General features: G+C 62.5%; 9 protein-coding genes. 3 read left to right on the forward strand and 6 right to left on the reverse strand.

Annotated elements, in window-relative coordinates:
- Window positions 1-12: 12 nt before the first annotated feature.
- Both XW59_RS16220 and XW59_RS16225 read left to right on the forward strand, forming a co-directional pair.
- Complete coding sequence (locus tag XW59_RS16220; protein ID WP_047146681.1) at window positions 13-1,203, forward strand: efflux RND transporter periplasmic adaptor subunit; 1,191 nt, start codon at window positions 13-15, stop codon at window positions 1,201-1,203.
- A 9-nt stretch (window positions 1,204-1,212) separates the two neighbouring features.
- Window positions 1,213-4,353 (forward strand): efflux RND transporter permease subunit, encoded by a 3,141-nt coding sequence (locus XW59_RS16225; protein ID WP_047146618.1) that lies wholly within the window; start codon window positions 1,213-1,215, stop codon window positions 4,351-4,353.
- Window positions 4,354-4,422: 69 nt separating this feature from the next.
- On the opposite strand, the gene XW59_RS16230 is transcribed toward XW59_RS16225, so the two are convergent.
- The 5 genes from XW59_RS16230 to XW59_RS16250 all read right to left on the reverse strand — a co-directional run bounded on the left by XW59_RS16230 (window position 4,423) and on the right by XW59_RS16250 (window position 10,368).
- Window positions 4,423-5,535 (reverse strand): acyltransferase, encoded by a 1,113-nt coding sequence (locus tag XW59_RS16230; protein ID WP_047146617.1) that lies wholly within the window; start codon window positions 5,533-5,535, stop codon window positions 4,423-4,425.
- A gap of 211 nt (window positions 5,536-5,746) precedes the next feature.
- Window positions 5,747-7,045 carry a TRAP transporter large permease gene (locus XW59_RS16235; protein WP_137327042.1) on the reverse strand — a complete coding sequence of 433 codons (1,299 nt, stop codon included), beginning with the start codon at window positions 7,043-7,045 and terminating at the stop codon, window positions 5,747-5,749.
- On the reverse strand, window positions 7,038-7,514 hold the full coding sequence (locus XW59_RS16240) for a TRAP transporter small permease (protein ID WP_047146615.1): 477 nt from the start codon (window positions 7,512-7,514) through the stop codon (window positions 7,038-7,040). The genes XW59_RS16235 and XW59_RS16240 overlap by 8 nt, the downstream gene beginning before the upstream one ends.
- An 80-nt stretch (window positions 7,515-7,594) precedes the next feature.
- Window positions 7,595-8,602: a TRAP transporter substrate-binding protein gene (locus XW59_RS16245; RefSeq protein ID WP_047146614.1), complete on the reverse strand. Its 1,008-nt coding sequence runs from the start codon at window positions 8,600-8,602 to the stop codon at window positions 7,595-7,597.
- A gap of 80 nt (window positions 8,603-8,682) precedes the next feature.
- Window positions 8,683-10,368 (reverse strand): thiamine pyrophosphate-requiring protein, encoded by a 1,686-nt coding sequence (locus XW59_RS16250; protein WP_047146613.1) that lies wholly within the window; start codon window positions 10,366-10,368, stop codon window positions 8,683-8,685.
- 191 nt (window positions 10,369-10,559) lie between these two features.
- Between XW59_RS16250 and XW59_RS16255 the strand changes: the two genes are divergently transcribed.
- Entirely contained in the window at window positions 10,560-11,354 is a 795-nt protein-coding gene (locus XW59_RS16255; protein ID WP_047146612.1) for an IclR family transcriptional regulator, read from the forward strand.
- Window positions 11,355-11,372: 18 nt separating this feature from the next.
- Here the strand turns inward: XW59_RS16255 and opgC are convergent, their stop codons facing one another.
- Window positions 11,373-12,566, reverse strand: a complete 1,194-nt coding sequence (gene opgC / locus XW59_RS16260; protein WP_047146611.1) for an OpgC domain-containing protein — start codon at window positions 12,564-12,566, stop codon at window positions 11,373-11,375.
- Window positions 12,567-12,823: the final 257 nt, after the last annotated feature.

Consider the following 12,823-nt stretch of genomic DNA (forward strand, 5'->3'; position numbering starts at 1 on the left):
TGGATGTCCGCCATGAAACATATCGCTCTTAAAACCGTCGCCGTTCTGGCTCTCGTGTCGCTCGTTTCGGCGTGTGGTGAATCCGATCAGTCCGCAGCCTCCGCCGCGCCGCAGATGCCGCCGCCGGTGGTGAGCATCGTCGAGGTCGCGGCCGAAAAGCTTCCGATCACCAACGAGCTTCCGGGGCGCATCGCGCCGACCCGCATCGCCGAGGTCCGTCCGCGTGTCTCGGGCATCGTTGTCGAGCGCGTTTTCGAGCAGGGCAGCATCGTCAACCAGGGCGACGTGCTCTATCGCATCGATCCCTCGGTGTTCCGGGTGCAGGTGGACAGCGCCAAGGCGACGTTGCAGCGCGCTCAGGCCGCTCAGGTGCAGGCCCGCCAGCAGGCGGACCGGCAGAAGGAGCTCCGCGCCCGCAACATCTCCTCCGTGCAGCAGCAGGATGACGCCGTGGCGGCGCTCGCCCAGGCCGACGCGGACGTCGCGGTCGCTCAGGCGGGCCTTGCTTCGGCGCAGCTCAATCTCGAATACACCGAGGTCAAGGCACCGATCAGCGGCCGCATCGGGCGGGCGCTCATCACCGAGGGCGCCTTGGTGGGCAGCACGGAAAGCCTTGCGACCATCCAGCAGATCGACCCGGTCTATGTCGACTTCACGCAGTCGTCCACCGAGCTGATGCGTTTGCGTCAGGCTCTGGCGAAGGGGCTTCTCGACAGCCCGGGCCCGGACGAGGCAAGCGTGCGGATCAAGATGGACGACGGCAGCGAATATGCGCAGCACGGCCGTCTGCTCTTTTCCGAATCCGCCGTCGATCAGACCACGGGCCAGGTAACGATGCGCGCCGAAATCCCCAATCCGACGGGTGATCTTCTGCCCGGCATGTACATGCGCGTCCTGATCGAGCAGGGCATCGAACGCGCCGCGGTCGCGGTTCCGCAGCAGGCGATACAGCGCGCCGCTGACGGTCGGTCGCAGATATTCGTGATCAACGGCGAGAGCACGACCGAGCTCCGCACGGTCAGCGTCGGCCGGGCGGTCGGCGAGCGCATCGTCATCGAGGAAGGCTTGAAGGCCGGCGAGCGCGTCGTCGTCGAGGGCTTCCAGAAGATCCGTTCCGGCATGCCGGTGGCGGCCGAAATCTGGGGGCAGGGGAACGACGGCGACACCGCCTCCGATTCAGACACCAAGGCTTCAGCAGGCTGAGAATTTCCAATGGCTCAATTCTTCATCGGACGACCCATCTTCGCATGGGTCGTCGCCATCTTCATCATGCTGGCCGGTGCCCTGGCCATCCCCATGTTGCCCGTTGCGCAGTACCCGAACGTGGCTCCTCCGCAGATCACGGTTTCCACGACCTATCCAGGCGCTGCGCCTGAGGACATCTACCAGAGCGTGACGCGTCCAATCGAGGAGGAGCTGAACAGCGTCAACGGGCTGATCTATTTCGAATCCACCTCCGATTCGTCTGGGATGGTGCAGATCACCGCGACGTTCCAGCCGGGCACCGATCCCGCGGAGGCCTCGGTCGACGTGCAGAACGCCGTCCGCCGCGTCGAAGCGCGCCTGCCGCAAGTGGTTGCCCAGCAGGGCCTGCAGATCGAGGAGGCCGGCAGCAGCTTTCTCATGTTCGTGGGGCTCGTGTCGGAGGACGGTTCGGTCGATCCGGTCGGCCTCGGCGACTACCTCAACCGTAACGTCGCCGGAGAGCTTCGCCGCATCGACGGCGTCGGCCGTGCGCAGGTGTTCGCCTCCCAGCGGGCCATGCGCATCTGGATCGACCCCGACAAGATGGTGGGGCTCAACCTTTCCACCGCCGATATCACCAATGCCATCGGTTCGCAGAACGCGCAGGTGGCTGCCGGCCGCATTGGCGCCGAGCCGAATCCATTGACGCAGCAGATTTCCGCGACGGTGCTCGTGCGTGGACAATTGTCGACGCCGGAGGAATTCGGATCGATCATCCTGCGTGCCAATCCCGATGGTTCGACTGTGCGTCTCTCCGACGTCGCCCGCATCGAGGTGGGCGCGGAGAGCTATAATTTCTCCACGATGATCAACGGCAAGCCCGGCGCGGGCATAGGCATCCAGCTTTCTCCTGCGGGCAATGCAATGGCGACCTCGACAGCCGTGCGCGCGAAGATGGAGGAACTGGCGCAATTCTTTCCCGAAGGGTTTGAATATGTGATCCCCTACGACACGTCGCCCTTCGTCGCCGTTTCGATCGAGAAGGTGCTTCACACGCTCCTCGAGGCGATCCTGCTCGTCTTCGCGGTGATGTTCCTTTTCCTGCAGAAGTTCCGTTACACGGTCATTCCCACGCTGGTGGTGCCCGTCGCGCTTCTCGGCACCACCGCCGTGATGCTGGCGACCGGCTTCTCGATCAACGTCTTGACCATGTTCGCAATGGTGCTCGCCATCGGCATTCTCGTCGACGACGCCATCGTCGTGGTCGAGAACGTGGAGCGCATCATGGCCGAGGAGGGACTTCCCCCGAAGGAGGCGACACGCAAGGCGATGACGCAGATTTCCGGCGCCATCGTCGGCATCACCCTCGTGCTCACGGCGGTGTTCGTGCCGATGGCCTTCTTCCCCGGCGCGGTCGGCGTGATCTATCAGCAGTTCAGCCTGACGATGGTGGTTTCGATCCTGTTCTCAGGCTTCCTCGCCCTGTCGCTCACACCGGCGCTTTGCGCGACCTTCCTGAAGCCGATCCCCGCGGGCCATCATGAAAGGAAGGGTTTCTTCGGCTGGTTCAATCGTGGCTTCGACAAGACCACCCGTAGCTATACGTCGAGCGTCGGCTGGATCGTGCATCGTGCCGGCCGGTTCATGGTCATTTACCTGGCCCTGCTCGCCGGCCTCGGCTGGGCGTTCCTCCAGCTTCCGTCCTCCTTCCTTCCGAACGAAGATCAGGGCTTCCTGATCGTCGACATACAGGCACCGCCCGAGGCGAGCAGCAATCGCACCGAGCAGATCATCGGCCAGGTCGCGGGCATCTTCGAGCAGGAGGAAGCCGTGAACCAGACGGCCTTCATCAAGGGCTTCAGCTTCTCGGGAGCGGGCGACAATGCGGGTCTCGCCTTCATCACGCTGAAGGACTGGAGCGAGCGCGACGCTCAGAACTCGGCGGACGCGATCGCCGGCCGAGCGAACGGAGCACTGTTCCAGCTGAAGGACGCGATTTCCTTCGCGCTGTCGCCTCCGCCTATCCAGGGTCTCGGCACCTCCAGTGGTTTCACCTTCCGCCTGCAGGATCGTGCCGGTCTCGGCCAGGAAGCTCTCGCCGCCGCCGGACAGCAGTTGATGACCGCCGCCTCCGAAAACCCTGTCCTGGCGGGCCTCCGCGTGGAGGGCATGCCGGATGCGGCGCAGGTCAACCTCATCGTCGACCGCGAGAAGGCCAACACGTTCGGCGTAACCTTTGCCGATATCAACTCGACCATCTCGGCCAATCTCGGCTCGGCCTATGTGAACGACTTCCCGAACTCGGGTCGCATGCAGCGCGTGACGGTGCAGGCCGAAGCCGAGCGCAGGATGAAGACCGAGGACCTGCTTAGCCTCAACGTGCGCAACGCCGAGGGCGGGATGGTTCCACTATCGTCCTTCGCCAGGATCGACTGGCGCATGGGTCCCGCCCAGGTGGTCGGCTACAATGGCTATCCTGCCATCCGCATCGCCGGCATGGCTGCTCCGGGCTTCTCCTCCGGCGCCGCGATCCAGGAGATGGAGCGGCTCGCATCGGAACTGCCCCAGGGCTTCGGCTACGAGTGGACCGGCCAGTCGCTGCAGGAAATCCAATCCGGCTCTCAGGCGCCGTTCCTCGTCGGCCTGACGATCCTGTTCGTGTTCCTGCTCCTGGCTGCGCTCTATGAAAGCTGGTCGATCCCGATTTCCGTGATGCTTGTCGTTCCGCTCGGCGTGATCGGCTCGGTCGTCGCGGTGATGTGGGTGGGAATGCCGAACGACGTCTACTTCAAGGTCGGACTGATCACCATCATCGGCCTTTCGGCGAAGAACGCGATCCTGATCATCGAGTTCGCGAAGGATTTGCGGGCACAAGGCAAACCGTTGCTGGACGCCACGATCGAGGCGGCCCAGCTTCGCTTCCGGCCGATCCTGATGACGTCGCTGGCTTTCACCCTCGGTGTCGTTCCGCTGGCGATCGCCAGCGGAGCCAGCGCGGCCAGCCAGAACGCCATCGGCACCGGCGTTCTCGGCGGCATGATCTCGGCCACCGTGCTCGCGATTTTCTTCGTCCCGGTTTTCTTCGTCTTCGTGATGAAGCTGTTCGGTCGGGGCAAGACGGAAACGGTCGTCCGGCGCGAGGACACGGTGCCGGCACCGGCGGAATGAGCGGCCGAGAGCCGGCCTGAACCGGAAAGCGGGGCCGCAACCTTCGAAAGGTTGCGGCCCCGAATTCGTTCATCTGTTCCGCCATGCATAATCCGGCCTCTTCTCAACCGGCGCGTGCTGTCGCCGTCGCGACTGGTAGAAAGCGCCCTCGACATAGCGCGTGGCCAGCATCGACAGCGGAATTGCGAGCCCGAACGTGCCGAAGCCGAGCAGTAGTGCATAGGTCGACCGTGGCAGGTCGAGCCCATTGAGCAGGTACATGGTTCCGTAGAGCGGAATCATGTGCAGCAGGTAGAGCGAATAGGAGATGCTTCCGAGGAAGAGCATCGGCTTCGTCTTGAAGCCGCGCGTGATGACGCCTTCCTGCCCAGCACGGTCCCGCACATAGAGCGCGGAGCCAAAGATGAATATCCACATGCCTATCGCGATGCTGAGCGCGCCGACGGCGAGTGCGGCGGCAAGGATCGTTGCTTTGTTGAGAAGCATCTGATCCTTCCAGGATCGGCGCCAGGCATAGTAGCTGGCGATGCCGGTCAGGAAGTAGATTGCAAAATGGCTCAGCGCTGCCTCGTTGGGCCACCGCGCCGCGAGATACCAGACGACCGCCAGTCCCGCGACTGCCATGATCCGCAATGCCAACCTCACGTCGTGAAGCAGCCAGAACAGCAATGGCGCGATGACGTAGAATTGGAACTCGGTCGAGATGTTCCATGCCTGGCCCAGAAAGGCATAGGCCCCCGAGGGGAGCCATTGGTGCGGGACGATGCCATGCGTCAGGCTCAGATGGCTCAGCACATGCGCCGGCCATTGGGCGAAGCTCTCTTCGTAGATCGCAATCCGCCCGTCGTTCTTCGGACCGGGAAATTGGGCGGCCTGCAGGGCCTCGAAGGCAATGCCGGACATGGCCACCGAAAGGGCGAAGGCGAAGATATAGACCGGATAGATTCTCAGCAGGCGTCTTGAAAGATAGGGAAGATAGGCCTCGCGCCTGCGTGACATCATGATGAATATGACGAAGCCGCTCATGATGCAGAAAATCTGCACGCGTATCAGCTCTCCGAAGAGCGGTTCGAAGACGCCGAGATTGCCTGCTTCAATCCCTGCCGCAGGAAGCAGGTGGACGAAGACCACCCACACAGCCAGAAGACCGCGGATACCTTCAAGTTCGTCGATTCGAGCCAATCTACGACCTTTCGGGTGAAATAGGCCCGCCCGCGAAAAGGGTAGAATGCTGCATTGCACAAGCGCAAGGACCGGCGGGCGAATAGTCCCGCCGTCGGGATCACTTTCCGCAGCCAGCGTCACAAGATTTGAAGCCGCGCCACAATTCGGCCTTCTCGCTGCAGCGCAGGCAATCCCAGATTGCCGGCGCTCGTGCTGATCGTGCTGCGGCCTACATCGTGTTTGGCAGCAGAAGCGCGATGATCGGGAACGCGCAGATCAGGAAGAGCCTGATCAGGTCCGACAGGATGAAAGGCGCGACGCCGCGATAGATCGTGCCGAGCGATACATCGCGCGCCAGCGAATTTATGACGAAGACGTTCATGCCGATCGGCGGGGTGATCATCCCGAGCGTGCAGGTCATGACGATGACGACGCCGAACCAGACCGGGTCGAAACCGAGCTGCATCATGGCGGGAAAGACGACGGGAATGGTGACCAGGATGATTGCCAGCTCATCCATCAACGCCCCGAGGATGATGTAGACGATGACGACGAGAAAGAGCACGCCATATGGCCCCACGGGGAGGTCGACCAGGAAGGCGACCATGTTCTGCGTCGTCTGGGTGATCGTCAGGAAATAGCCGAACAGGAACGCGCCGATGACGATGAGGAAGATCGCCGCGCTGGTCCGCAGCGACAGGATGAAGCATTCCAGAATCTGCTTCGGCCCCAGGCGTCCCTGAAGCACGCCGATGATGAGCGCGCCCATGGCGCCCATGCCGGCGGCCTCGGTGATGGTGAAGAGACCGCCATAGAGGCCGCCGATCACGAACAGGAACAGCAAGAGGGCGGGCCAGATGGATCGGAGACTGGCAAACCGCTCGCTCCACGGTGCGGGTTCGAACTGCGGTACTTCGCCGGGCTTCAGCCGCACGAGGATGCGAAGCGTTATCGCGTACATCAAGATGCCGAGGAGCCCCGGCAATATTCCGGCGATGAAGAGCCGGGTGACGTCTATGTTGGTGATGATGCCGTAGAGGACGAAGATCACCGAGGGCGGGATCATGATGCCGAGCGTTCCACCCGCCGCGATCATTCCGGTCGAGAGCTTGTCGCCGTAGCCGGCTTTCCTGAGTTCCGGCAGCGCGACCTGGGTCATCGTCGCGGCCGTGGCGACCGACGAGCCATTGATGGCTGCAAAGCCGCCACAGGTGACGATCGTCGCCAGCCCCAGGCCACCGCGCCAATGACCGAGCCATTTGCGGCTTGCCTCGAAGATATCGCGTGACATGCCTGAACCCGAGGCGAGGGCGCCCATCAGGATGAACATCGGCACGACCGATAGGTTGAAGTCCGTCACCGTCGAGAAGGGCGATTGGGAGAGCAGCCGAAACGCCGCCGACCAGCTTGTCAGCAGCCCGAACCCGCCGACACCGACGATCGCCATCGCGATGCCCACCGGCACGCGCAGGAACATCATGATGAAAAGCGCGACGAAGCCGCCGAATGCGACCAGTTCCTTATCCATGATTGACCTCGGCGGTGGGCTGGAATGCACGCAGGAGAACGATGAGTGAGACGAAGGCGGTGGCGGCCACGCCGCAAATCGCAGTGAGGAAGAAGGGCCAAACGACGACGCGCAGATCCGCCGTAACCTCTCCCGACGCAATGACGGAAGGCAGGCGATTGAAGAGCGCCCAGGCGAAGACGCAGAAGAAACCCGCCGTCAGGACTGCGGCGAATATGTCGATGGCGCGCCGGACGGCTGGTCGCGAAACCTCCCACACGACGTCCACGGAGATGTGGCCGGCGCGATAGGTGGCGACCGTCATGCCCCAGAGGATCGCGATGCCCTGGAGATAGCGTGCGAAATCGAAACCGTCGGGAAGATTCACCGAGAAGGCGTAGCGCAGGACGGCGGTGAGAAAGATGAGCACGGCGACGGCGGCAAGCGTCAGCCCCGCGACCGCCTCGATCGCCGAGAGAATGCGGTTCATGGAAATATCTCCCCAGTGTTGAGCGACGGCTCCGCGCGGGTCAGCTCATCCGGTCGACCCGCGTGAGCCGGTGCGCTCGGCTAATTGACGTCCGCGCCTTCGGCTTCGAGGGCTTTTTCGAAGCTTTCGAACGCGGCCTGCGCGTCGGCGCCGGCAGTGCTGACCCAGTTCTGCTGGAGCGTGGCCGCGGCTTCCTTCCAGGCGGCGACTTCATCGGGCGTCAATTGATAGACGGAGTGGCCTTCCTTGGACTTCAGCTCCTCATGGCCCGCCTTCTCATGCTTGCTCCAGGTGCCGGCGATCTCTCCCGCCCAGGCATTGGAACAGTGCTCGTCCATGACCGCCTTCTGCGTATCCGACATGCGCCCGTAGGTGTCCTTGTTCATCAGCCAGGCGAAGCCGGAAACATAGAGCGGAGCGTCCATCGAATAGCTCACGACCTTGTCGAGGCCGAAGATCATCGCCGATTCCCAGGGGAAGGTCACCGCATCCGCGACACCCGATTCCAGCGCCGAACGGCTCTCGGGTGCCGAGACCCGGATGTTCGTTCCGCCCAGCCGCGCGACGAAATTAGCCATGGATGAGTTGGCCGAGCGAATCTTCATTCCCTTGATCTGGTCGGGCGTGCGGATCTCGGTCTTCGAGTGCAGCGTGCCCGGTTCGTGAACGAAGCCTAGGCAGAACTTCACATCGGACATCTCCTGTTCCGCGTAGCCGCGATACCACCCATCGAAAGCCTTCGAGCCTCCGACGCCATTTGCCACGGTGAAGGGAATCTGCACGGCTTCCGCCATCGGGAACCGTCCGGCCTGATAGCCGACATTGATGAAGACGAGATCGGCGATGCCGTCGCGTGCCATGTCGAAATGGTCGTTCGCGCGGCCGAGCTGCTCGGCGGGATAGAGCGTCATGGTGATCGAACCACCGCTCTTTTCCTTGATGGAGCTACTCCATGCCTCGAATGCCTCGTGCACGCCGTGCACGGGGGGCAGCCAGCTCGAGAACCGCAATTCGACGGGGGTGTCCTGCGCCGAGGCGGCACATGTTCCCAACATCAGCAAAACCGCGGACTTCGCTAGAATTTTCATCTCTCTCCCTTTCTGTGACAAATGACCGTCCTCCTCGCACTGTTTTCAGCGCGTGGCAGCCTCCGGCTCTCGTGCCGGTTTCATGGCTTCACGCGGATCTCGACGAGCGCGTGCGTACGCTTCGTTTCGATATGGTCGATGGCCCGCTGCAGCACGGCGGGAAGATCCGCCGCGTCCGTGACGCTCGCCGCCCAGGCGCGGCTGGCCTCGGCGATCCGGACGAAGTCGGGCGTCGGCGACAGCGAGGTCAGCGGCATCGAATTTGCCTTCGCGGCATAGCCGTCCGGATAGATGCCGAGCACAGAGTGGCGAACCGCTCCCCATTCGCTGTTGTTGAGAATGAGGATCAGGATCGGCAATTCCAGCGCTTCGGCGATCTGGTGGCAGGCCGGGGCGTTCGAGAACAGGTAGGAGCCGTCGCCCATCGTCGCGACTACGAGGCGTTCGCGGTTGGCGAGCGACATGCCGAGGGCCGCCGGAAACGACCATCCGAGCCCACCCGAATGCGGCTCCTGGTACCAGGAATTGGGTTGGTTCAGCGTCAGCGGGGCAAGCGGGCACCCGAGTTCCGAAAGGACGACCGCATCGTGCCCCTGGATGGCTTCGGAGAGGCACAGGCTGACATGATCCTTCGTTATCGGACCGCCGTCGGAGGCCGCCCCTTCGAGGGTTCGCGCCCGCGTCTGGCGGACACGTTCCTCCATCAGCGGCCGGCGTGCCTCGATCGAAGGCGAGGCATTGGTTCGCAGCGGCGCAAGGAGGCTGCGTAGGCCGAGCAGGCCGGCGGCCACGTCGGTGACGAGCGACAAATGCGAGGGGAAATGGCGGACTGGAAAGCGGCTGTAGAGGGGATCGCCGCCGAGGTGTATCACCTTGCAGTCCCGTCGCGGCTTGTGCACCGCCGGGGACCATGGTGCCAGGCAATCGATGACGAGGATGACGTCGGCTTCCTCGATATAGGGGGAGGGGTTCATTCCCGCCGACATCGGGTGGTCCGAAGCCATCGCCAGTTGGACAGCCCAGTACTGGACCACCGGAATTGCCCAGTCGCGAGCGATTTCCGCCAGTGCCTCGAACGCCTCGGCACTGCCGCAACCGCGTTGCGCGATGATCAGCGGTCGCTCGGCGGACGCCAGCAACTCTGCCGCCTGGGCGAGCGCGTCCGGATAGACGGTTGCCCGGGCGGGCTTTACGGAAAGCGGTGCGGCGAGGTCTGCATAGCTCACGCTCTCGCACAACGTCTCGCGCGGCAGGCTGACATAGACCGGGCCGGACGGAGTCGAATTGGCGATCGCATAAGCACGGTCGACGATTTCGGGCACCTGCTCGGGAAAGCGCAGCTCATAGTCCCATTTCGACGCCTCGCGGATCAGCGAATGCTGGTCGCGCATCTCCTGCCCCCAGCCGATCGGGACGGTTCTGGAACCGAGACGCCCCTCTTCCGTGGTAGGGGTCCGGCCGGAAAAGAGCAGCACGGGAACCTGTTCGGCCGCCGCGTTGAGCGCGCCCATCGCACAATTGGCAAGCCCGACATTCGTGTGCGCCATAACGGCCTGCGCCTTGCCGGTGGCCAGGTAGTAGCCGTGCGCCATTCCCATTGCCGCCGATTCGTGCGGAATCACGATCGCCTTCGGCAACTCGATGTCTTTTGCCGACGCCTCCGCCAGGCCTTCGATGATGGGAGGGAAGTCGGTGCCCGAATTCGCGAAAATGTAATCCACGCCCACGGATTTCAGCCGCGCCAGAAGCGCGCCTCCCGCCGTCATCGTGACATCGGTCGTTTTCCCGTCTCGGGACGAGGAGCTGTCTTCGTGTGGATTTGCAGGAGGGAGCATGGCACCTTATTACTATATTTGAAATCGTAATATCTAAAAACTTGACCGCAACTCGGGAGCTTGTCAAGCTGCCTCTCGATTGCGAACAGTGAGGCGGTTTTTCCGCGCTTCAGGTCCCGGAAATGGTCAGTCAGATAAACAATTCGATCGTGCGAGCTTTTCAGATCCTCGCGCTTTTCCAGCCAGGCCGGGAGGAGATCACGGCGGCGCTGCTGGCGGAAAAGCTGCGGATGAACGCGGTTACCGCGCATCGTTTTCTGCGCACGCTGGAATCGGTCGGTGCGTTGGTGGCGGTGTCGAAGGGCAGCTATCGGCTGGGTTTCACGCTCGCCGATCTCGGTGCGCGCGCCTCGGATCATGTCCATCTCGCCAGCGTGGTCCAGCCGGTGCTGGAGGCACTGACGCAGCGAGTTCAGGAAGGCTCTATGGCGACCATATTCGATGGCGAGATGGTCGTTTGCATCGCCAAGGCGGCCTCGGACAGGCCGCTCTTCGTCGACGTGCGGAAAGGAAGCCGGTTGGAGGCGTACGGTACGGCCCATGGCAAGCTCTGGCTCGCGCATCTGCCCAAGCCGCAGTTGGAGCGTTTTTTCGACAAGGTCGAATATCGAAAGCTGACGCCGGCCACCGCCGTGTCGAGGGCGCAACTCGAGCCGCAACTGGCGCGCATTCGCGAAGAGCGCGTTTCGTTCAACCGCGGCGAGCGCGAGCCCGACATCCACGGCGTCGCCGTGCCGGTTTTCTCACGCTCGGGAAGGATGGTCTGCGGACTTTCGATTTTCGGCCCGTCGAGTCGGCTGACCGAGGACGTGATGACGGGCTATGTGGAACACCTGCGCAAGGCCGCGTCGGAAGTGGAGCGCCACCTCTATGGCGCTTTCGAAGACCGGGGAGGGGATGAAGGCGAGGCTGCGTGAGTGCCGCCCCGCCGCGGTTCACCTTCCGGGCGGCGCCATCCATGCCGCCACGGGTAGGTAGCGGTCACGCTCACGCCAGAGCGCCGGCAGGGCAAGCAGCGCTATGGAAACGATCGCGACGAGCGTCTTCGTGGCCTGCGAGAATTCCGGCGTCCGCCCGTCGATGTAGTAGACTGCGTATACGATCGCGACATGCCAGACATAAACATGCAGGGAGTGCCGGCCGAGAAGCTGCAGGAACCGCAGCGAGAACACCCAGGTAACGGCAGCCGCCAGCTTTTGGACGGTTGGGCTGCGATGGCGCGGGCCGGCGATCAGCAGCCAGGCGAGGCCGACGGCGGCGGCGGCGAAGTTCATCAGGTAGACCGGACCGAAATCGGCGCGCACCTCCATGGCGGCGAACTTGCCGATCATGAAATCAGGCATCAGGCCGTGAGCGGTCAGGATCCTCAGCGGCAAGAAAAACAGGCAGACGGCAAGCGCGGCCAGGGGAACGAAGTTCCTGTCGGGTGAGAAGATCTTGTGCCAGTCGATCCTGCGATCGGCCGTCAATGCGCCCGCGACGAGGGCGGAGAAGAACACGATCTGCCAGCCGAGCAGGTTGAAGCTCACGCGCACGCCCTGTTCGTCAGGCCCCATCGCAAGCGTGTTCAAGGGTTCGGTGAGGATGCGATGAAGGCCGAGCTGCCCCGCCATCCAGAGGATCACGGAGCCGAGCATGATATGCATCCACTTCCCGTTCAGGCACAGCCAGATCAGTATCGGGGAGACGATCATGTAGATGATGTATTGCGGCAGGATGTCCATGAAGGTCGGCTGGAACACGAAGGTGGCGACCGCCAGCAGCCGCGTCGGATCGGCAAGGCTCGTGTCGCCCAGCCAGTTCCACCAGAGCGCGTAACCATCGGGAAGAACGAGCCGGGCGAGAAGTATCGCGATGATAACTCCCATCGCATAGCGGTAGAGTTCGAGTGCCCGCGACCAGATCTTGTTGCGGCCATCCGAGTAACCGTTCTTCACCATCTTGCGCGCATAGACCATCCCGACGAGGAGCCCGGAAAGAAATACGAATCCCTGCGCGTCTTCCACGAATGCAAATTGTCGATGGTTGACCTCGACAAGCCAATAGCCGCCGACGAACACCAGATGGTTGATGAGCATGAAGACGAGGAAATAACCCCGCATCCCGTCGATGATGTCGAAGCGTTTCATCAGGCCGGATTCTCCTTTTCGACCGTAAAAATCGGCTTCTTGAATGCAGGAGCGAACATAAGTATATTTCCTGATATTTCGTATTTATTGACATCGGTCGGCGAGCGTACATACGGATGTGATACCCGTAGCTTGAGGATAATGGTGATATATGTTCCGAATAGCCGCCGGCACGCTCAATTATATTTTCGAAGTGTTATTGCGGGTGAGGCTGATCGTGCTTCCGGTTTCCGGCTAATGATTTACCGAATGCTTAT

It is taken from the genome of Aquamicrobium sp. LC103, assembly GCF_001014615.2.
Classification (GTDB): domain Bacteria; phylum Pseudomonadota; class Alphaproteobacteria; order Rhizobiales; family Rhizobiaceae; genus LBCQ02.